Genomic DNA, 22,853 nt, shown 5'->3' with positions numbered 1-22,853 from the left:
CCACGGCCGGAGGAGATCGGCGCCCCATGGTGGCAGCGGCGGCGCAGCACAGCAGCTCGGCGCGGCGGAACCTACCGGGCCTGCGACGACGGACCGCGCAGCGCCCGGGCGAGTCGGCGGACGGCCTCGTCCATCACCTCCGGCGGGGCGGCGGCGTAGGTGAGGCGCAGGTGCGGCGCCGGTGGTTCAGCGGCGTACCAGGGGCGTCCGGGGAAGACGACGACCCCTTCGGCGGCTGCGGTCGCGGCCAGCGCCACGTCGTCGGTGCCGTCGGGCAGACGTACCCAGAGGTGCAGACCGCCGCGCGGCACGGGCTGCCCGGCCAGGTCCGGCAGGTGCCGACGCAGCGCGGCCAGCAGCGCTTCGCGACGGGTACGCAGTGTGGTCCGCAGCGCCCGGCGGTGTCGCGCCCAGGCCGGTGCGGTGACGACCTCGATGGTGGCCTGCTGCAACGGCCCGGCGACGAAGAAGTCGTCGAGTAGTCGGGCCGCGCGCAGCCGGGCACCGGCCGGACCCCGTGCCCCGATCGCCGCGACCCGCAGACCGGGAGCGGCCGACTTGGTCAGCGACCGCAGATAGACGACGTGCCCGTGCGGGTCGTCGGCGGCCAACGGTGCCGGGGCCACCCCGTCCAGAGTGAGATCGCGGGCGTAGTCGTCCTCGATCAGGAACGCCCCCGCGTCCCGTACCGCCTCGGCGACCGAGGTTCGCCGGTCGGCCGCCAACGTGGCACCGTGCGGGTTGGCGTGCAGTGGCTGGCAGTAGAACAGTCGCGCGCCGGTCCGGGCGAAGGCGGCGGCGAGCTGGTCGGGGCGTACGCCGTCGGCGTCGGCGGGCACCGGCACCACCCGCAGCCCGGCGGCCCGCGCGGCGGCCAACGCGCCCAGATAGGTCGGCGATTCGACGAGCACGGTGTCGCCCGGCGCGGCGAGCGCCCGGACCGCCGTCGACAACGCGGCCTGCCCGCCCGGACAGATCACCATGTCCTCGGCGCGCAACCCGCCGCCCGCCTCGCGGGCGAACCAGGCACGCAGGTCCGCCCGCCCCTCGGTCGGTCCGCGCTGCCACGCGGCGGGCTGCCGGGCGGCGCGCGCGAGCGCGGCACCGAGCGCGGCGGCCGGCTGCAACTCCGCGCCCAGGTACCCACCGGACAACGGGATCGCGCCATCCGGGGGTAACGCCAGTAACGCCTGCATCTCCTCCTCGCCGGCCGGGCGCGGCCCGAGTGCCACCGTCTGCCAGGACAGGTCGGGTGCCGGTGGCTCGTCCGGTCGGGCGGCCACGAAGGTGCCCCGGCCGGACCGCGCCTCGATCAGCCCTTCGCCCACCAACTGCCGGATGGCCTCGGCGACGGTGACCGGCGACGCGCGGTGCCGGGCGGTCAGCTCGCGCACCGACGGCAGTCGGGCACCGGGCTCCGCAGTCGTCACCAGCCGCCGCAGGTCCAGGACAACGCGAGCGGGTGCGTTATCGTGATCCATGAGAGCACAGAGTAGCGGTACTGTCCGCACGGCGATAACGGTGGACCGGCCGCTCGGCCTCGCCCTCGGCGCGCTCGGCGTCCTCGCCTTCTCCCTGTCGCTGCCCGCGACCCGCGTCGCCGTGCACCACCTCGACCCCTGGTTCGTCGCCTTCGGCCGAGCCGTCGGTGCCGCGCTGCTCGCCGGGGCGTACCTGCGACTCACCGCCGCCCCACCACCCACCCGCCGCCAGTGGCGACGCCTGGCGACCGTCGCCCTCGGCGTGGTCGTCGGGTTCCCGCTGTTCACCTCGCTGGCCCTGACCACCCAGACCGCCGCCCACGGTGCCGTCGTCGTCACCGTCCTGCCCGCCATGACCGCCGTCTTCGCCGTGCTGCGCGCCGGCGAACGCCCACCGAGGCGGTTCTGGTTCGTCGGTGCCGCCGGACTGCTCGCCGTCCTCGCCTTCCTCGTCGCCACCGGCACCGTGCACGGTGCCCTGTCCCTGGCCGACCTCTATCTCCTGGCCGCCGTCGTACTCTGCGGCCTCGGATACGCCGAAGGCGGCGCGCTTGCCCGCGAACTCGGCGGCGCTCGGACCATCTGCTGGGCCCTGCTGCTCTCGCTGCCGGTCACCCTGCCCGTCACCGTCGCCTCCGCCGTGACCCACCCGCCGACGGCCGACGTCGCCGCCTGGTCGGCCTTCGGCTACCTGACCACGGTCTCCATGTTCCTGGGCTTCTTCGCCTGGTACGCGGGCCTGGCCCGAGGCGGCATCGCCCAGGTCGGCCAGATCCAACTCGCCCAGCCGGTGCTCACGCTGCTCTGGTCCGCGCTGCTGCTCGCCGAGACCGTGAGCGCGGCGTCGATCCTCGCCGCGCTGGTCGTGCTGGTCTGTGTGGTGTGGACCCAACGCACCCGCGTCCCCGGCGGGTGAGCGGTCTCGGCCGTCACGGGAGCGGCCGGCGCCGTCTCCGCCGACGTGGATACGGTGGCATGGGCTCGTGGCCCAGGCCACCGTGTCCGCTTCGGCTGCTGTCGAGCTGACCCGTACGTGCTGTCGAGACGCAGGCCGACGCTGCGGAACCCGGACCATCGGTAGGACCGGGTTGGTCGGACTGCTCACCTCCGTTGCGCTGCCCGGAGATGACCGACCAGGATCTCTACCGGTATGCCCAGTACGCTGGCCAGTAGTGTCAATGGCTCCGGATGGCCCCGCGCGTTCAACTCCTCGTAGAGGTCCAGCAGGCCGCGAAGTCGGGCGTCGACATCCTCCGGCCGGGTCGGCAGTCCGGCCAACCGTTCCTGCACGTACCGGCGCACGATGATCTGGTCCGCGCCGGTTTCGAGAGTCTCCGCGTCTGGCGGCATGTTCCGGTCGTTCGGCACAGCGGTTCCCTCCCGATCGTTGTGGGGTGAGAGACGGAATGGTCACCGGATGTCAGGCCGATTCGGGTGCGTTGATCCCGACGACCTCGACTTCCACGCCCTCGGCACGCAGTGACTTCACTGCCCGATAGAGCGCCACCTGCGCGAACGTGAACAGCGTCGCCGAGGTGACCGGGCGACCAGAACCCAGGGCGATGGCGTAGACGACCTTCCGCGGCCGAAAGCCTGGTGCCAACCTCCGCCCGGACTGTTGCGCCACCATCTCGATCAGCGCCCGTCGCGCGTCCTCGTCGTAGAGCAGCGCGTCGACGGAGACCGCGCCCTGGGCGAACAGATGGCTGAGCGGTGCGCTCGTGTCCGCCCGCTTGACGTGTACCAATTCGTCATCGGGCCCGAGCAGGTCGCAGCCCTCGATACCCCGGGGATGCTGGCCCGTACGCAGCAGCTTGCGGTCCAGCAGCACCATGCCCGTGCCCGCCGAGCGCCGGTTGTAGGTCTGCTCGTTCTCCCCGAACGGCCAGGCCGGCAGGGTGACTCCGCTGGGGCGGGCCAGGATCTGGTCGATCTCGTCGCGCAGGAACCGCCGGTGCTGGTCGCCGATCTCGTACCAGCGGCCCTCGTGCAGCATGAGCTGACTCGTGCCGTGCGACAGTTGGGCGGTAAGCCAGCGCGAGGCGGGAGCGGTGGCGATCTCGTCCTGACCCCCCGCATCGGCGCACACGGTGATCTGCCCCGTCCGCATGCTTTCCCACCGCCGGCCCGGGGGAACTCCACGGGTGTGTGCGAGGAGGTCGGCCAGCTCCAGGTCGGGAGAGACCGACCGGCGGCGCCCTGACCGAGGAATTCGGATCTTGTACGAGCCGGCCTGTCCCACGACCTCCACCGCGTGTCCCGGCACCGCCACACCGACGTCTGCGGGAACGTCCTGTCCCAACTGCCGATCGAGTTCGTCGTTCAGCGTGGCCAACCGGCTGTCGGTGGACCGGACCGGACGGATCTGCGTGATGAACTCCAGATCCGCCAGCGGTGACGCCTGGCGGCAGACCCGGGCCACCTCGCGTAGGTCAGCCCGAAGGCCAGCAGGCTCGACAGCCAGCCGGAGCTGGAGGGAGTCACTCCCGGTCACCCGCATCGAGCGCTGTGTGCGGCGACATTCGGTGAGCCTCGGGTTGTCGGTCCGGCCACTGATCTGCCCGACGATCTCTCCCCACTTGTCGATGCCGTACATCCGGATGTGCGTGCCGCCGGGCACCAGGCTGCGGTCGACCCGCCCGCGCGTACCCATCACCCGGCGCCTGATCTGGCGGATGTCCTCGGGTACCAGCGCGCGCACGGCGAAGTCGATGCCGAACGTGGAGTCCACGGCGTCTTCGGCGATCATGAATCGGCCGAGCGTGCCGTACGTCAGCGCGTAGGCCTGCTCGTCGACCCCCAGCAGTAGAGCGGAGCCGCCGGTGCTGTAGCCCAGCTCCATCTCCTCACCGGTCAGCGAGGCAAGCGCGTTGCACCAGTCGGCGCGCTGCCGGGCGACGGCGCCGTACACCAGCAGCGCCGGCGAGTCGCCGACGATGCGTCGCTGCGCGGTGAAACCTTGTTCCCGCAGGTAGCGGTGGTGCAGCGCAGTAGTGAGACCGTCGTACGTCGGCGTGGTGCGCAGCCGATAGACGGTCGTCGGGTAGGTGGACGACAGCTCGCGGGGCGGCGGTTCGGTAAGCGTGGCCTCGAAGAGAGCCGGCTGGTGAGGGCGCCGGCTGTCCCGGCGGCTCATCGGGCGACCGAAAGGACTGCTCGTCCGTGGCGTCGCACGGTTCATGGCGGATCTCCTCGCGTAGAGATTCGAAATGAGGGTGGTGCGGGGGAGGGACGCGCTGGTGGGGCGGGCTTCGCGGGACCCGCCCCGAGAGGCGATGTGCCGCCGTCTCAGCTCAGTGCGACGACCACGCCGCCGGAGAACATCGAGTCGTGCAGCGAGAGCTTGGTGAGCTCGACATCCTTGGGGATGTCGAAGACGATCACGCCGGTGACCTGGTTGCCGGGGTTGATGTCGTTCAGGAACGTCTCGGCGTTCTTGTTGGCGTAGAGGGCGGCGGAGCCGTCGGCGGAGTACTCGGTGCCGTCGGCCGCGTACGCCTTCTGGCTGCTGCCGTCGAACATCTGCGACTCCTTGCCGATGTTCTTGACGTTGACGGTGACCAGGCAGAACTGGCCCTGAGCCTTGGCCCCGAGCAGGTCGCTGCCCACCTTCTTGACCCCGCACTTGCTGGACTCGACGGTGAACTCGAATTTCCCGTCCCGAGCCGCGTCACCGATCTTCGTGGCCTTCTTCTCGCCCTTCTCCCCGCTGGCACCAGCCGTGCCGGCGACCTCCTCGGTGGCGCCGGCGCCGCAGCCCAGCGCGACGAGAGCGGTGGCGAGCAGGGCGAAAGTCGTGGTCTTACGCATCGTTGTCCTCCTGATGTGAGTGTGGCGGCGTCAATAAGAGCATCGTCCGTGAACCATGTCAACAGACATCATGCTTGACGGGTGTGACACACTTCGACCGTGCAGGAGACACCGACCATCACGGCGGCGGAGATCGCCCGGCTCGCCGGCGTCGGTCGGGCCGCCGTCAGCAACTGGCGCAAACGGCACGCCGACTTCCCCCACCCGATCGGCGGCACCCCGGCCAGCCCCGAATTCGACCTGATCCAGGTCGAGCAGTGGCTACGCGCCCAGGGCAAACTCCCCGAACTCGCCACCGCCGACCGGCTCTGGCGACGCCTCGCCGCCACGAAGGACTCCTCCGCCGCTGGCCTCGCCGCCGTCGGCGCGCTGCTGCTGGCCCGGCAACGCGGGGGACGCCCCCGTCCCGAGGACCCACACCTCGCACCGCTGGTGCCCGACCTCGACACCCTCACCGACGAACTCGGTCCACAGGGGGCGTTCGACGAGCTGTGGCAACGCTTCTCCGCACCCGGCCCCGGTCGTGCCTTCGCCACCCCTGACGCACTCGCCGACCTGATGATCGGGCTGACCGGTCCGGGCGACGGGTCCGTCCTCGACCCGGCCGCCGGCTCCGGCGCCCTGCTGCGGGCCGCCGTCCGTGCCGGATACACCTCGGCGTACGGGCAGGAACTGGACGACGACCTGGGCCGCCTCGCCGGACTGTGGCTCGCCCTGCGGGAGGTGCCCGGCGAGGTGCACGTCGGCGACTCCCTACGCGGCGACCGGTTTGCCGGCGAGACGTTCGACGCCGTCGTCTGCCACCCGCCGTTCGGTGCCACCAACTGGGGCGACGACGAACTCGGCCACGACCCCCGCTGGATAGTCGGCAGCACCCCGCGTACCGAACCGGAGTTGGCCTGGGTCCAGCACGCCCTGGCCCACCTGCGGCCCGAGGCAACTGCCGTACTCCTGATGCCGCCCACCGTGGCCAGCCGCCGCGCGGGCCGACGGATCCGCGCCGAACTGCTGCGCCGTGGCGCACTGCGGGCCGTGATCGCGCTGGCGGCGGGGGCGGCGCCGCCGCACGGCGTACCGCTGCACCTCTGGGTGCTGCGGCGACCCGCGCCCGACGCGCCGCCACCGGTGCGGGCGCTGCTGATCGACGCCGCCGGCGCTGACCTGGCCGAGACCGCGCCCCGGATCCTCGCCGCCTGGCGAGCCTTCGACGCCGACGCCGACATCGGGGAGACCGGCTTCGCGCATGAGGTCCCGGTGATCGAGCTGCTGGACGAGGAGGTCGACCTGACCCCCGCGCGCCGGCAGCCCGCCGCATCGGGCGTGGACACCGGAGCGCATCTGGTACGCACCAGAGAACGACTCGCTGCCGTCGTCGGCGACCTCGCGGCGCTGATGCCGCAGGTCACGCCCACCCCCGACGGGCCGGACGGTGAGTTCCTGACGGTGGGGGAGTTGGCCAAATCCGGCGCACTGCACCTACTCGGCCCAGTCCGAGCCGCATCGACAGACGAGAGCGAGGCGGCCAGCGGTGGACCGCAGGTACTCACCGTGCAGGACGTGATCAACGGCGAAGGTCCGTCCGGTCGCGACGACGGTCGCCTCGGCCAGGAGATCCCGCTCGCCGTCGGCGACGTGGTGGTACCGATGATCGCCCGGAGCCTCACCGCCCGAGTGGTGTCGGTCGACGGGGCGCTGCTGGGGCGCAACCTCTATCTGCTGCGGCCCAACCCGGCGGCGCTGGACCCGTGGTTCCTGGCCGGGCAGTTGCGGACGTCGACGAACGAGAAGCAGGCGTCGAGCCTCTCCGGCACGTTGCGCTTTGACATCAGACGGGCCCAGGTGCGGCGGCTCTCCCTCGACGAGCAGCGGGCACACGGGGAGGCGTTCCGGCGGCTGGACGCCTTCGAGTCGGCGATCCGGCAGACCGCGAAGCTCGGCGAGGATCTGGTCCGGCTGACCGCCGACGGCCTGGCCCGTGGGTCACTGCTACCCAAGACCGACCCTCGATGACCAGCCGACAACGAGCGATCTCACCGCTGAGGTGGCGATCCGGCGTATGGCCGGGTGGCTGGCCGAGATGAGTCGGAGATCCGACAGGCGCCGATGAACTGGACCTATCTCAGTCCTGTTAGGCCAGAGCGGTCTCAGTCTGTCGACTTCGGATGTGGACGGTCGCACGTTCCCAGCTAACGAAAGCCCTGGTAGGGCCGCAATCTGGCAGCTCTATCTGGGTGAATGCCTAAACTGGGACCCAACCGTGCTGCTCAGAACCTATGTAGATAGATAGCCTGAATCCCCTTGTCGCCGCACATCCGGTTGGTTGTTTCCACCAATCGGACGATTTGATCTCCCTAGTGGACCGTAATACTTCACGGACCAACGAGCTGGGGGCGCTGAGGGTGACGGGGATCAACGACTGGGTTGCGGGTCGGTTCCGCATCCTGGCTGCGGTCGGCAAGGGCAACATGGGCGAGGTCCACCGTGCGGAGGACATGTCCGCCGCGGAGGAGTCTCCTGATCGGATCGTGGCGCTGAAGATGATCCTGCGCAGCCGATCGGGCGCGGTGATCGACACAGCCGCCGACAGTGGGGCGCGGCAGCGCTTCGAGCGCGAGGTGCGCATCATGCGCAAGCTCGACCACGCCAACCTGCCGCGCATCATCGCCGGCGCCGCCCAGGCTGGGGAGTTGCCCTTCATCGCCATGGAACTGCTGGACGGCGAGACATTGCGGGATCTGGTCTCGGAGCACCCACAACTGCCGACTTCCTGGGTGGCCGGGATAGGTGCGCAAACCGCCGCTGGACTGGCCGCTGCGCACGGCGTCGGTGTGGTGCACCGGGATCTCAAGCCCGCCAACGTGATGCTGTTGCGCGGTGGCGTGGTCAAAGTCCTTGACTTTGGTATGGGCCGCATCGTCGACGACCGTGACGCGGGCTGGGTGACCAGCACGGGCGTCACCGTCGGTACCGCTCGTTACATGGCTCCGGAGCAATTCCAGGCTGCGGCCGTCACCCAGGCCGCCGATTTGTATGCGCTGGGCTGTGTGCTGTTCGAGCTCCTGACCGGCGTGCCGCCCTTCCTCAGCGAATCCGCGTACGAGCTGAGTCAGAAGCACCGCGAGGAACCTGTACCCGATATCCGGATGATGCGGTCGGACGTACCGGCCGAGCTGGCGCGCCTGATCACACAACTGCTCGCGAAAGACCCCGCCGACCGTCCGGACGACGCGGCGACCGTCCGCGAGTCACTAGAGACATATGCCAAGGGCACCGACAGCGTGCCGGGATGGGAGGAGTTCAACCCGGTCCGGCACCTGGCCACGACGACGCGCCAAGACGTGACGACTCCGAAGCCGCCCGCGCAACCCGCCGACGGTGTGTTCGCCGCAGCGGACCCCACCGGTATGGACGTCTTCGGCGTACACGAGCGACTCATCAAGGACTACCGGGCCTTCACCGAAGGCGGCACCGTCATCCGCAACGATCGGATCGCGGCGTTCGTCGAGGAGGACCTGAACGCCAAGTCCCAGTGGCCCGACCCCTGGGTCTCCCTGAACCCGTTCTTTGCCTCCGGCGGCTCCATATTGGAGCTGCTCACCCAGGGCGTACTGCACCAGGAGTGCGCCCGGATCTTCCAGGCGCGCAAGACCGAGGGCGGCACGGAGTGCGACGGTCGCCCACTGACGCTGCACCAACACCAACGCGAGGCGATCGAGAGGGCACAGTCGGGCGACTCGTACGTGCTGACGACCGGCACCGGCTCCGGCAAGTCGCTGTCCTACATCGTCCCGATCGTCGACCGGGTGCTCAAGGCCCGCCAGCAGGAGGGCGCCAAGCCGGCGAAGCGGGTGCGGGCGATCATCGTGTACCCGATGAACGCGCTGGCGAACAGCCAGCTCAAGGAACTCGACAAGTTCCTTCAGGACGGCTACGGGCCCGGTCGCGAGCCCGTCACCTACGCCCGGTACACGGGTCAGGAGAGCGACGAGCGTCGCAGGGAGATTCGCGACAGCAAGCCGGACATCCTGCTCACCAACTACGTGATGCTGGAACTGATGCTCACCCGCCCCGACGATCGGCGATCGTTGATCAAGATGGCGGAGGGGCTGGAGTTCCTGGTCTTCGACGAGCTGCACACGTACCGCGGCCGGCAGGGTGCCGATGTCGCCCTGCTCATCCGGCGGGTTCGTGAGGCGTGCCGGGCCGATCGACTCCAATGCGTCGGCACCTCCGCGACCATTTCGAGTGAGGGCAGCCTCGACGACCAGCGCGTCGCCGTCGCCCGGGTCGCCACCACGTTGTTCGGCGTCGAGGTGACGACGGACAACGTCATCGGGGAGACCCTGGTGCGTGCCACCGACCCCGCCCCCGACACCGTCTCCGCCGCACGGTTGCGCGCGCCCGGCGCCCCACGGGCATACGGGGACCTGGTCCACGACCCGCTGGCCCGATGGATCGAGACCCGCTTCGGTCTGGCCAGCGACCCGACCGGGCGGCTCGTCCGGCAGCGTCCCGCCAAGATCGAGCAGGCAGCCGTCGACCTGGCCCAGAGCAGCGGGCTGTCCGCCGCCGACTGCGCCAGGGCCATCCGTGATGTGCTCAAGGCCGGCTCGGAGGCGCGTCACCCGGTAACCGAGCGTCCCCTGTTCGCGTTCCGGCTGCACCAGTTCCTGGCCAAGGGCGACACCGTCTACGTGACGCTCGAAGACGAACTCACCCGCCATCTCACCCGCGAGTACCAGCTCGTCCTGCCTGGGCCGGACCGCAAGATTCTGTTGCCGTTGGCGTTCTGCCGCGAGTGTGGCCAGGAGTACCTCACCGTCTTCCGAAGTGACCGGGACGGTGGCGCCGTCTACGAGCCGCGTCGAGACACCAACGCCACCGGCGGTCGTGCGGGCGACGGCTATCTGTACGTCGACGCCGACCGGCCCTGGCCGACCACGGTGGAGCGAGCGATCGAGGATCGGCGCCTCCCGGAGTCGTGGCTGGAATCCGACGACCACGGTCAGGAGACCGTGCGCGCCTCCTACCGCGATCGGCTGCCGATTGGCGTGACCGTTGACGCGCAGGGCTTCGAGGGCCGTGGTGATCTGCGGGCCGCCTTCATCCCGTCGCCCTTTCTGTTCTGCCTGCACTGCGCGGTCAGCTACGAGCAGGTCCGGGGCCGGGACTTCGCCAAGCTGGCCACCCTCGACCAGGAGGGACGCTCGTCGGCGACCTCCCTGGTCTCGGCGTCGATCGTCCGTTCGCTGCTCAGCGCGCCGGCCGAAACACTGGATCCCAAGGCCCGCAAGCTGCTGACGTTCGTCGACAACCGGCAGGACGCCTCACTGCAGGCCGGGCACTTCAACGACTTCGTCCAGATCACTCAACTGCGTGGTGCCCTCTATCAGGCGGTCAGTGAGGCCAGCGACGGCATCGCTCACGAGGACCTCGCCGCGAAGGTGACCGAGGCGCTGCACCTGCGACCTGGTGACTACGCCCGAGGCGACGATCTGCCGCCGATGATGATGAATCGGGTTGGCAAGGCCCTGCGCGACGTGGTCGCGTACCGCCTCTACCTCGATCTGGAGCGAGGCTGGCGGATCACCATGCCCAACCTGGAGCAGACCGGGCTTCTGGTGATCGACTACCCGGACGCCGACTGGCTCGCCCAATCCCCGCAACGGTGGACCGGGACGGATCGTCGACTGAGGGACGCGGAGCCCGGCCAGCGGGCCGAGATCATGAGGGTCCTGCTCAACGAGATGCGCCGCTCGCTCGCCGTTGACGTGCAGTACTTCCGCGGAGACTTCGACTCTCTCCAGCGGGCGAGCGAGGAGTTGCTTGTCGACCCGTGGGTGCTCGCCAACAGCGACCAGCCGAAGGTCGGCACCGCGTACCCACAGTCGTCGAAGCCGGGCCTGGACCGCTCCGGATTGTTCCTGTCCGGCCGTGGCAAGTTCGGCAAGTACCTCCGCCGGGCGCACTTCGGCACCGCCCTGTCCTTCGACGACGCCCAGCAGATGATCGTGGAACTGCTGAAGGTGCTCAGCGACGGTGGGCAGGTCACCGAGATCACCGAAGCACCGCAACGCCCCGGCCGCTACCGCCGTCACACCGCGCCGCCGACTGGCTACCGGGTCTCCGTCGCAGCTCTGCTGTGGCGGGTCGGAAGCGGCGAGACCGGCACCCACGACCCGCTCACCCGCACCTACGCCAGCGGAGACGGCCCCCGGGTGAACACCTTCTTCCGGGAGCTCTACCGCAGCGCGGCCGGTACGCTTGCCGGCCTCGCCGCTCGTGAGCACACTGCCCAGGTCGATCCGCTGGAGCGGGAGAAGCGGGAGGAGGCGTTCCGCAAGGCTGAGCTGAAGCTGCTCTACTGCTCGCCCACGATGGAGTTGGGCGTCGACATCTCCGAACTGAACGCCGTCATGATGCGGAACGTCCCGCCGACTCCGGCGAACTACGCCCAGCGCAGCGGTCGGGCCGGGCGGTCGGGCCAACCGGCGCTGGTCACCACCTACTGCGCCACCGGCAACAGCCACGACCAGTACTATTTCCGCCGCTCCGACCGGATGGTCGCCGGTGCCGTCGCCGCGCCCCGCCTCGACCTGGCCAACGAGGACCTGGTGCGCTCGCATGTGCAGGCGATCTGGCTGGCGGAGGCCGGCATCAAGCTGGGCCGCACCATTCCGGAGAACATCGACATCAGCTACCCGGAAGACTCACGGGTGCCGAACCCGACCCTGCCGTTGCACGACCACATCACCGCCGCGTTGCACGACGCCGACTCCCAGGACCGGGCCGCTCGGGCCGCTCGCCGCGTCTTCGCCGGCCTGCTACCCGATTACGCGCAGTCGAGCTGGTGGGACGACCGGTGGATCGAGGACACGGTGCACACCACACCCGAGCGGTTCGATCGGGCCTTCGACCGGTGGCGTGACCTGTTCCGAGCCGCCCTGGTCGACCAGGCGGAGCAGAACCGGCGGGTGCTCGACCACACGCTCTCCGAACGTGACCGACGGATCGCCGTGGGCCGCCGCAAGGAGGCCGAGACGCAGCTCAACCTGCTCAAGAACGAGAGCGTGGACAGCAAGTCGGTGCTGTCTGACTTCAACCCGTACCGCTACCTGGCGAGTGAGGGTTTCCTGCCCGGATACTCGTTCCCCCGGCTGCCGCTGGCCGCCTACGTGCCGACCACCGGACGGCGCTTCGGTGACGGTGACTACCTGCAACGCCCACGGTTCCTGGCCATCCGGGAGTTCGGGCCGGGCGCGCTGATCTACCACGAAGGCGCGCGCTACCAGGTCACCCGCATCCAACTGCCGCCTGACGCGGCGGGCGACGTGGTCACCGGCGCGGCACGTCGCTGCGGGCAGTGCGGCTACCACCACGATGTGCGGGAGAAGGCCGACCGCTGCCAGATGTGCGACACGCCGCTGGGGGAGCAGACCGTCGGCCTGCTGCACCTGCACACCGTCTACACCAAACGCCGCGAACGGATCTCCTCGGATGAGGAGGAGCGCCGCCGCGCTGGATATCGGCTGGTCACCTCGTACCGCTTCCACGACCACGGGGCCCGACCGGGCCGCCGCGACGCCATCGTGGCCGACCAGGCCGGCGCGTTCGCCACCCTGTCGTACGGCGACTCGGCGACGGTCCGCATCACCAATGTGGGGCGGGTACGGGCCAAGACCGGCGAGCCGGACGGCTTCTGGCTGGACCCGGCCGACGGACGGTGGATGAACGAACGCGACGCGTCGGAGGCGTCCGGCGACTCCAGTGAGATGCCCGTCGTCGACGCCGACGGCAACGACAAGCGCCGCAAGAAGCGGGTCATCCCGTACGTGGAGGACCGGCGCAACATCCTGGTGCTCAAGCTCGACGAACCGTTGGACGAGCCGGTCGCCCTGTCCCTGATGTACGCGCTGGAACGCGGCATCGAGGCCGCGTTCGAGCTGGAGGACTCGGAGCTGACCACCGAACTCCTCCCGCCCGACGAGGGCCCCCGCGAACGGATGCTCTTCACCGAGGCCGCCGAGGGCGGTGCCGGGGTGCTGCGCCTGATGCAGGCTGACCATCGTGCCCTCGCCCGTGCCGCTGCCGAGGCGCTGGCGATCTGCCACTTTGCCCCCGACGGCACCGACCTCGGCGGCCCCGACGAGCGGCGCCCGTGTGCACTCGGCTGCTACGAGTGCCTGCTCACCTACGGCAACCAACTCAACCACCGGTTCATCGACCGGCACAGCGTGCGCGACCTGCTGCTGCGCTTCGCCGCCGCCACGGCCGCCTCGACCGGGCAGGGCGAGTCACGCACCGAGCAACTTCGGCGGCTGGCCGACCAGTCGGACACCGCGCTGGAGAGCAAGTTCGTCACCTGGCTCAAGGAACGCGGGCTGCGCCTGCCCGACGAGGCCCAGACCCTCATCCTCGAGGCGGTGGCCCGGCCCGACTTCGTCTACCGGCTACCCGGCGTGAACGTGGCCGTCTTCGTGGACGGCCCGGTACACGAGCACGCCGTGATCGCCGAACGCGACCGGGACGCAGAGGAACGGCTCTACGACAGTTCCTGGGACGTGGTCCGCTTCCCGCACGACGCCGACTGGGCCGCCATCGTCGCCAAGCACAAGCGCTACTTCGGTCTGACCTCGTAACCACCACCGCACCATCCATCCCCGGCCGACCCCCCTCGACACCGGAGAGATCCCTCCCCATGCCTGCCTCGTACACCCCTGGTTCCCTCGTCTCCGCCCGTGGCCGTGAGTGGGTGGTGCTGCCTGAGAGCGCCACCGACATGCTGGTCCTGCGTCCGCTCGGCGGGGCCGACGACGACGTCGCGGCTGTCTTTCCGGACTTCGAGCCGGTCACCGACGCACAGTTCGCCCCGCCGTCGCCCACCGATCTGGGTGACGCACAGGCAGCGGGCCTTTTGCGCTCCGCGTTGCGGATCGGCTTCCGTTCCGGCGCCGGCCCGTTTCGCTCACTCGCCGGCATCGCCGTCGAGCCCCGCGCCTACCAGCTGGTGCCGTTGCTGATGGCGTTGCGGCAGAAGACGGTACGGATGTTGATCTCCGATGATGTGGGGATCGGGAAGACCGTCGAGGCGGGTCTAATCGCCAGTGAGCTGCTGGCGCAGGGCGGCGCCACACGGCTGGCGGTGCTCTGCTCACCGGCCCTGGCCGAGCAGTGGCAGGAGGAGCTGCGGACCAAGTTCGGCCTCGACGCCGAACTGGTGCTGGCCTCCACGGTGTCCAGGCTGGAACGCGGCCTGGACCTGGGGCAGTCGCTCTTCGACCGACACCCGCAGGTGATCGTCTCCACCGACTTCATCAAGTCCACCCGGCACCGCGACGACTTCGTCCGGCACTGCCCGGACCTGGTCATCGTCGACGAGGCACATACCTGCGTGGCCGCCGACGACAACACCACCACCCAGAACCAGCTCCGCTTCGAGCTGCTGCAACGGGTCGCCGCCGACCCCGAACGGCATCTGCTGCTGGTGACCGCGACCCCGCACAGCGGCAAGGAGAGCGCCTTCCGTAACCTGCTCGGCCTGGTCCGGCCGGAACTTGCCACCGTCGACCTGGGCTCGGAGGCGGGCCGCCGACTGCTCGCCCAGCACTTCGTGCACCGTCGTCGTGCCGACGTGCGCCGGTACCTGACTCGCGAAGACGGCCTGGCCGACGACAGCCTCGCCGAGAAGACGTCGTTCCCCTCGGACCGCGAGTTCAAGGACGAGACGTACAAGCTCTCCAAGGACTACCGGGCGCTGTTGGACGACGCCATCGCGTACGCCAGCGAGCGGGTGACCGCCGCGGACAGCCGGGGCCGACGCGAGGCCAGGATCGCCTGGTGGTCGGCGATCGCCCTACTGCGTTCCCTGGTCTCCTCACCCCGCGCCGCCGCACAGACGCTGCGCACCCGATCGGCGACCGCGACCGCCGACACTGCAGAGGAAGCCGACCGGCTCGGCGCCCCACTGACCAGCGACTCCGTCGAGACCGATGCCCTGGAAGGGCTGGACGTGGCACCGGGTGCGGAGACCGGTGCCGTGGAGGTCGATCAGGGCCGGCGACTCGTCGAGCTGGCCGACCGCGCCGCCGAGCTGGAGGGTCCGACCGGTGACCCCAAGCTCGCGGCCCTGATCAAGCACCTCAAGGACCTGCTCAAAAAGGGCTACCACCCGATCGTCTTCTGCCGCTACATCCCCACCGCCGAGTACGTCGCCGAACACCTGGCCGGCGTCCTCGGCAAGAAGACCGTGGTCCGCGCGGTCACCGGGACTCTCTCCCCGCAGCAGCGCATCCAGCGCATTGAGGACCTGGCTACGGAGGCCGGGGACGACCCGGCCGCGCGCCGCGTCCTGGTGGCCACCGACTGCCTCTCCGAGGGCGTGAACTTGCAACACCACTTCGACGCCGTCGTCCACTACGACCTGGCCTGGAACCCCACCCGCCACGACCAGCGCGAGGGCCGCGTCGACCGGTACGGCCAGCAACGCGACAAGGTCCGTGTGATCACGCTCTGGGGTAGCGACAACGGCATCGACGGCAAGGTCCTCGATGTGCTGATCCGCAAGCACCGGCAGATCCGCAAGGACCTCGGAGTATCCGTCTCCGTCCCGGACGCCGCCTCGCAGGGCGTGACCGACGCGATCGTGGAGTGGCTGCTGCTGCGCGGCCGGGAGGAGGAGCAGGGCAGCCTCTTCGACGCCGAGGAGTACCGCACGGTCGACAAGAAGGCCGCCGCACTGGAGAGCGAGTGGCAGTCCGCCGCCGAGAAGGAGAAGGCGTCCCGGTCCCGCTTCGCCCAGCAGACCATCCGCCCCGACGAGGTGGCCCGCGAGGTCGCCGAGATCCGCGACACGCTCGGCCGGGCCGCCGAGATCCGTGACTTCGTACGCCTGTCGCTGCGTGCCCTCGACGGCGTGCTGCGCGACGCGCCCGACCGCTCCGGCGACTTCACCGCCGACGTCAGCGGCACTCCCGCCGGCCTACGCGACACCCTCGCCCCGGTGCTCGGCGGCGACGCCGTCGAGAAGGGCAGACCCGTGCCGTTCCGCGACACCGCCGCCGTGGCGCGCGGCGAAGCGGCCCTGGTCCGCACCGACCCGACGGTGGGAGCGCTCGCCGGGTACGTCCTCAACGCCGCCCTGGACGACCAGGTGAGCGGCGCACGCCCGGCCCGCCGCTGCGGCGTCATCCGCACCCGGGCCGTGACCGTGCGCACCACCCTGCTGCTGGTCCGCTACCGCTTCCACCTCACCCTGCCGTCGCGGTCCGGCACCCGGCAGCTCGTCGCCGAGGACGCTCGGCTGGTCGCCTTCTCCGGCGCACCTGCCAACGCCACCTGGCTGCCCACCACCGACGCGCTGCGGCTGCTCGACGCAGGCGCCGACGAGAACACCGACCCGGACTTCGGCGAACGCACCATGCGCCGCATCCTCGACGGCCTGCCCGAGGTCTCCGACCACCTGACCGGGTACGGCGAGGAACTGGCTGCCGGCCTGCTCGCCTCGCACCGCCGGGTGCGCAGCGTCGCCGGTGAGATCGTCCGTGGCCTGACCGTCACCGCGCAGGACCGCCCCGACATCCTCGGCGCCTACGTCTACCTGCCCGCGTCCACCCCCGTCGCCGGAGGCAACGCCTGATGTCCGCCACCGCCCGCAACCAGGTCTTCTCTGCCGTGCACACCATCGGCGGGCTGATCCCCGCCGACATGCTGGTGCGCATCTCCGAGGGCCGCGACGTCAACGGCGCCAAACCCGCCGACTACAAAGTGGTCGGCTCCCGGTCGGTGAGCGACGCCGCCGAACGACACTGGGACTACCTCAAGTCCGTGTGGAAGGAACTGCGCAACCGACTCCCCATCGCGCCGCAGGCCGACACCCCGGCCGACCCGACCGGCCTGGCCGTCGCCGAGTGGCTGAAGCCTCTCTTCGGAGAAGGACTCGGCTTCGGCCCGCTCACCGAACTCGGCAGCACCGGCCTCAGCTCCGACGACGGCAACAAGACCTTCCAAATCAGCCACCGCTGGAACCACGTCCCGATCCACCTGGTGCCGTGGAACACCACCCTCGACAAGCGCCCAGCCGGCGCGGGCACCGTGCCGCCGCAGTCGCTGGTGCAGGAGTTGCTGAACCGCTCCGAGGCCCACCTGTGGGGCGTGCTCACCAACGGCCGGCAACTGCGCCTGCTGCGCGACTCCAACGCCCTGGCCACCGCCGCCTACGTCGAGTTCGACCTGGAAGCCATCTTCGACGGCGAACTGTTCAGCGAATTCGTGCTGCTCTACCGCCTCCTCCACGTTTCCCGCTTCGAGGTCACCGAGGGTGCGGCTCCCTCCACCTGCTGGCTGGAGAAGTGGCGCACCGAGGCGATCGCCGCCGGCACCCGCGCCCTCGACCAACTCCGTAAGGGCGTACAGGACGCGATCACCGCGCTCGGCACCGGCTTCCTCCGCCACCCCGACAACGCCGCGCTGCGGGAGGACATCGACCCGCAAGCCCTGCACAACGCCCTGCTGCGCCTGGTGTACCGGCTGTTGTTCCTCTTCGTCGCCGAGGACCGCGACGCCCTGCACCACCCCGACGCCGACGACCAGGCCCGCGAACGCTACGCCGCCTACTTCTCGTCGGCCCGGCTGCGCGCGCAGGCACGCCGTCGCCGAGGCACCACCCACAGCGACCTCTACCAGGCGCTACGCCTCGTGCTCGATGCGCTCGGCCACGAAAACGGCCGCCCCGAGCTGGGCCTGCCCGGCCTCGGCGGCCTCTTCGACCACGCCGACGCCGATGAACCGCTGCGCGCCCTGTCGCTGTCGAACGACCACCTGCTGACCGCAGTCCGGCACCTTTCGTTGGTACGCGACGCCAGCACCCGCCGCTGGCGGTCGGTCGACTACCGCAACCTGGACGCCGAAGAACTCGGCTCGATCTACGAGTCGCTGCTGGAACTGGTGCCGAAGCACAGCGCCGTCGACCGCATCTTCGAGCTGGTCGAATTGGCCGGTAACACCCGCAAGACCACCGGCTCCTACTACACCCCGTCCTCGCTGATCGACTGCCTGCTCGACTCCGCGCTAGACCCGGTCATCGACGACGCGGTCAAGCGTGCCGAGCAGGCCGCCACCGCCGCCGGCCAACCCGACCCGAGCGACACCATCGTCAATGAACTGCTGTCGCTGACCGTCTGCGACCCGGCCTGCGGCTCCGGCCACTTCCTGGTCGCCGCAGCCCGCCGCATCGCCAAACGGGTAGCCGCCGTCCGCGAACGCAACCCCGAACCCACCGTCGACGCCGTCCGCCGCGCCCTGCACGAGGTCGTCGCCCGCTGCATCTACGGCGTAGACCTCAACCCGATGGCCGTCGAACTCGCCAAGGTCTCCCTCTGGATGGAAGCCCTGGAACCAGGCAAGCCGCTGAGCTTCCTCGACGCCCACATCAAATGCGGCAACGCCCTGATCGGCGCAACGCCCGCCCTGCTCAAGAAGGGCATCCCCGACGAGGCGTTCAAGCCCATCGAGGGCGACGACAGGAAGTACGCCAAGTCCCTAGAGAAGCAGAACGCCAAAGAGCGGGCGGGACAGGGCACGCTCTTTGATGTGGACAGAGGCGCGAAGGTCGCCAACATCGTCTTCGCCCAGGATCTGCGTCGCATCACCACCGCCTCGGCCGACAACCTCGGCGACGTTCGCAGGCAGGCGTCCGCCTACCAAACCTGGAAGACCTCCGACGAGTACGCCCGCGCCCTGAACGTCGCCGACGCCTGGTGTGCTGCGTTCATGTGGTGGAAGACAGCGGATGCCCCACGGGCCATTACGCACGACGTGTTTCGGGCGTTGGAGGATCCTGACGCCTCGGCTGGACTGCCGGCGACTCACGGCGGGATCGTCCGGCTGCGCGAGCAGTATCGGTTTTTTCACTGGCACCTGGAGTTTCCTGAGGTCTTCGAGGTGCCGGACTACGACGCGGGCGTCGACCCGGCGACGGGGTGGATCGGCGGCTTCGCGTGCGTTCTTGGCAACCCACCGTGGGAGCACCTTGAACTCAAGGAGCAGGAGTTCTTTTCGGCGCGGGCGCCCGAGATCGCCGATGCGGCGGGAGTAAGGCGGAAGAGGCTTATCGCCGGGCTGAGCAGCGCAAACCCCTTGCTGCATGAGGCGTACGAGGCCGCGAAGCGCCAGGTGGACGGCATGCGGCACTTTGCCAGCAGCTCGGGAGTATTTCCGCTCTGTGGACGTGGCAGGATCAAGACAGATCCGATCTTCGCCGAGCAAGGGCGCAATTTGGCGGACCGCGATGGCCGGATGGGAATGATCCTTCCAACTGGTATCGCGACGGATGCCACAACCCAATTCTTCTTCAAGGATCTGGTAATCAGCGGCTCAATCGCAGCCCTCTACGACTTCGAGAACCGAAGTGGTCTCTTTCCCGCTGTGGACTCACGTATGAAGTTCAGTATCCTCTCCCTGGTCGGGAGCGTATGTCGGGAAGCGGCTGCCAAGTTCGCCTTCTTCCTGCACGATCCGACCGAACTTGGTGACCCTGAGAAGGTCTTTACCCTCACACCCGAAGAGATCAACCTGATTAACCCGAATACTGGCACCTGCCCCATCTTCCGCTCCCGGCGAGATGCCGAAATCACGCTGGGAATCTACCGCCGCGTTCCGGTTCTGATCAGAGAGGGTGATCCGAACGGTAACCCGTGGGCCGTCTCTTTCATGCAGGGCCTGTTCAACATGACGAGCGACTCGCACCTATTTGGCACGCGCGAGGAACTCGAATCCGACGGCTGGACCATCACCGGGAACATCTTTACCAAGGGCTCCGCCAAAATGCTCCCACTCTATGAAGCAAAGATGCTCCACCACTATGACCACCGCTGGGCCACGTATGGTCAAGATGGCCTAACCCGCAGCTTCTCGCTAAGTGAGAAGCGGAGCCCGAGCGCTGTTAGCGTGTCTCGCTACTGGGTCGCCGAACGTGAGGTGGACGAGAGGCTCGCCTCCAAGCACTGGAAGCGGGGCTGGCTTCTTGGTTGGCGCGATATCTGTCGTGCGACGGATGAGCGAACGATGATTGATAGCGTTTTCCCTCGCGCCGCAGCCCCTGACGGAACACTCCTAATGCTTCCGCAACGTTCAGTTGCCGGTCTCGTTGCCTGTCTGACCTCGCAAGTTCTGGACTTCGCGGCTCGGCAGAAGGTGGGAGGCACTCATCTGAAGTTCTTCACGACCTATCAGTTGCCAGTCGCCTCCCCTGCGCAGCTTAAGCCTCACGAACGATTCATCAGGGAGCGCGTTCTCGAACTCGTTTACACTGCCCACGACATGGCTCCATTCGCTCTCGACCTCGGGGATAACGGTGCCCCTTTTCGTTGGGATGAGGAGAGGCGAACTGCCATTCGGGTCGAGTTGGATGCCCTCTTCTTCCACCTTTATGGGGTATCCCGTGTTGATGCCGAATACATCATGGAGACCTTTCCGATCGTCAAGCGTAAGGAAGAGGCGAGGTTCGGCTCTTACCGAACCAAGGAGTTGGTCCTCGCCGAGTACGACCGGATGGCTGCTGCGGGTGTCGGCCTGACCAATCCACTCGTCGAGGGAGAGAATTACACCTCCACCTTGACACCACTACCCGGTCATGGTCCCCGCCACCAGGGTAGTGCTTCCGAGACAACTGGCCCACTGGGCGGACGACACGGGTCGGCGTGAGAGGCAGTGAACATGTACGAACTCGAAGACGTAATCAAGCAGTGTGTCGAGCGGGTGGCGCGGTTCCGGCGGCAGCACCAGCGCATCGGAGAGCAGAACACCAAAGCCAGCCTCATCGAGCCGATTCTCGGTGCGCTGGGCTGGGATATCGTCGACCTCGACGAGGTACACCGAGAGTACCGACGGCGGGGCGTTGACAACCCAGTTGACTATGCCCTGCTGCTTCTGCGTACTCCGCGTTTGTTCATTGAGGCGAAGGGGCTTGGTGAGAACCTTGACGACCCGCGCTGGGCCAACCAGACCATCGGTTACGCGACGATGGCCGGCGTGGAGTGGGTTGCCCTGACCGATGGCGCGGAGTGGCGGGTCTACAACGCGCACGCACCGGTGCCGATCGAGCACAAGCTCTTCCGCGCGGTCCGGATCGAGGACGATGTCGACGCCGCTATCGAACTGCTGAGCCTGCTTAGCAAGCAGAACATGGGCGACAACCGGATTGAGGAGCTGTGGAAGGGCTTCTTCGTTGACCGGCAGGTCCACACCGAACTGACGGACCTGTTCGCCGGGTCGGACCCTGCGCCCGAACTGGTCGCCCTGCTCGATAGTCGGATGTCCAGGCTGACACGCGAGGAGATTCGGCAAAGCCTCATCCGTGCCCGCGCTACCTTCGACTTCCCGATGTCGGCCGCGCCACCTCAGCGGCAAGCGCCCTCGGCGCAGGCGTACCAGCCTTCGGTTCAGCAGGCCGTACCTCCGCCGGCCCTTGCGAGGCCGACAGTTCAGTCATCAGGGTTGAGGCGCCCGCAACGCGCCTCAACCCGCGTGACACCGGATGAGCGGAAGCTGAAGCTGGCGGATCTACTTGCCGCTGGCCGCCTGCGGCCGGGGACCACGCTCATCGCCCGCTACCTCGGGCAGCAGCACACCGCTGAGTTGTTAGCGGATGGGCGAGTGCGCTACCGGGGGGAGAACCACAACTCACCCTCCAGAGCGGGGGAGGCAGTGAAGATCGCGCTCCATGGCCGGGACATCACCGGAAGCCGTAAGGCGACCGATGGGCTCGACTTCTGGCAGGCACAAGACGCAGTGAAGGGCGATGTGGTCACACTCAAGGAGATCCGCCGCCGGGTCGCGTTGGGGGAGGCGTGAATGCCTGACGGGTGGCTGCCGTTGCACGACATCATGGCTGTCCTCGACGAAGAGTGCGCTGTCCCAAACCTTCGACGCTACTTTGCGAACTACCCGAAGCCCTTCACCGGGAGTCAGTTCGAGACGCTGGGTGGTGGAGCGGCCGCCCTGCACCGCGATGTCGTGACCGCTGAAGATCTGATCGCCGTTCAGCTGTTGGAGGTTCGCGTTCCGGCTGCGGTCGCACTCGAACTCCTGCAAGGCGATCTGGGGCAGCGCATCAGCGACGAGCTACGCAAGATCCCGGCCTCGGTCGACCTCAGTGACAAGCGAGCAAGGACGTACGTCCAGGACGGCGGACCGGCGGACCGCGCGTGGCATCTACTGGTGGAGCGTCCGGGCGTGAAAGAGACCATTGCGGGGAAGCTGCTCGCTCGCAAACGTCCCAGGCTGATCCCGATTTACGACAGCGTGTTGCAGTGTGCACTTCGTGGGCGCCCTGGCTTCTGGCTCTGGCTCCACGAACAGCTCCGCGCCGACGACCTTCGCTTGATCCGCCGGCTGCGGGAGCTCCGGGTTGCCGCCGATATTCCGGTCCACGTATCGGACATCCGCGTCTTCGACATCGTCATCTGGATGCGCCACGAGGGCGAGCATCTCAGTCGTAGCTGTCCCGGGTTGTCGATCGGCTAGGTGCAGTCGGGTTCCCGCTCTGACCAGGTCAGAGCGGGAACG

11 protein-coding genes are annotated in these 22,853 nt (G+C 68.8%); 7 read left to right on the top strand and 4 right to left on the bottom strand.

Translation table 11 applies throughout. The annotated features are described in order from the left end of the window. Nucleotides 1-71 precede the first annotated feature (71 nt). Nucleotides 72-1,481, bottom strand: a complete 1,410-nt coding sequence (locus tag ABT008_RS07665) for an aminotransferase-like domain-containing protein (RefSeq protein ID WP_350694544.1) — start codon at nt 1,479-1,481, stop codon at nt 72-74. Between the two features lie 40 nt (nt 1,482-1,521). On the opposite strand from ABT008_RS07665, the gene ABT008_RS07660 reads away from it, so the two are divergent. Further along, entirely contained in the window at nt 1,522-2,397 is an 876-nt protein-coding gene (locus ABT008_RS07660; RefSeq protein ID WP_350694543.1) for a DMT family transporter, read from the top strand. A gap of 185 nt (nt 2,398-2,582) precedes the next feature. Here ABT008_RS07660 and ABT008_RS07655 read toward each other — a convergent pair whose 3' ends face one another. The 3 genes from ABT008_RS07655 to ABT008_RS07645 form a co-directional block, all read right to left on the bottom strand. Beyond that, nucleotides 2,583-2,831, bottom strand: coding sequence for a hypothetical protein (locus ABT008_RS07655; RefSeq protein WP_350694541.1), 249 nt, complete (start codon nt 2,829-2,831; stop codon nt 2,583-2,585). Nucleotides 2,832-2,901: 70 nt separating this feature from the next. After that, a complete protein-coding gene (locus tag ABT008_RS07650) occupies nt 2,902-4,617 on the bottom strand; it encodes a DUF6119 family protein (protein WP_350694540.1) in 1,716 nt (571 codons plus the stop codon). 152 nt (nt 4,618-4,769) lie between these two features. Continuing rightward, nucleotides 4,770-5,291: a DUF4352 domain-containing protein gene (locus ABT008_RS07645; protein WP_350694539.1), complete on the bottom strand. Its 522-nt coding sequence runs from the start codon at nt 5,289-5,291 to the stop codon at nt 4,770-4,772. A gap of 99 nt (nt 5,292-5,390) precedes the next feature. On the opposite strand from ABT008_RS07645, the gene ABT008_RS07640 reads away from it, so the two are divergent. The 6 genes from ABT008_RS07640 to ABT008_RS07615 all read left to right on the top strand — a co-directional run bounded on the left by ABT008_RS07640 (nt 5,391) and on the right by ABT008_RS07615 (nt 22,811). Then, complete coding sequence (locus ABT008_RS07640) at nt 5,391-7,301, top strand: N-6 DNA methylase (protein WP_350694537.1); 1,911 nt, start codon at nt 5,391-5,393, stop codon at nt 7,299-7,301. Between the two features lie 389 nt (nt 7,302-7,690). Continuing rightward, nucleotides 7,691-13,930, top strand: a complete 6,240-nt coding sequence (locus tag ABT008_RS07635) for a protein kinase domain-containing protein (RefSeq protein ID WP_350694535.1) — start codon at nt 7,691-7,693, stop codon at nt 13,928-13,930. Nucleotides 13,931-13,989: 59 nt separating this feature from the next. After that, nucleotides 13,990-16,926: a DUF8741 domain-containing protein gene (locus ABT008_RS07630; protein ID WP_350694533.1), complete on the top strand. Its 2,937-nt coding sequence runs from the start codon at nt 13,990-13,992 to the stop codon at nt 16,924-16,926. Further along, nucleotides 16,926-20,990 (top strand): Eco57I restriction-modification methylase domain-containing protein, encoded by a 4,065-nt coding sequence (locus tag ABT008_RS07625; RefSeq protein ID WP_350694531.1) that lies wholly within the window; start codon nt 16,926-16,928, stop codon nt 20,988-20,990. Before ABT008_RS07630 ends, ABT008_RS07625 begins: the two co-directional genes overlap by 1 nt. A 12-nt stretch (nt 20,991-21,002) precedes the next feature. Beyond that, nucleotides 21,003-22,139, top strand: a complete 1,137-nt coding sequence (locus ABT008_RS07620; protein ID WP_350694529.1) for a restriction system modified-DNA reader domain-containing protein — start codon at nt 21,003-21,005, stop codon at nt 22,137-22,139. Next, nucleotides 22,140-22,811: a DUF6308 family protein gene (locus tag ABT008_RS07615; RefSeq protein ID WP_350694528.1), complete on the top strand. Its 672-nt coding sequence runs from the start codon at nt 22,140-22,142 to the stop codon at nt 22,809-22,811. It begins immediately after the preceding gene. Nucleotides 22,812-22,853 lie beyond the last annotated feature (42 nt).

The organism is Micromonospora sp. NPDC002389, assembly GCF_040296095.1.
GTDB lineage: Bacteria > Actinomycetota > Actinomycetes > Mycobacteriales > Micromonosporaceae > Micromonospora.
This window is presented reverse-complemented; position numbering and strand designations above follow the sequence as displayed.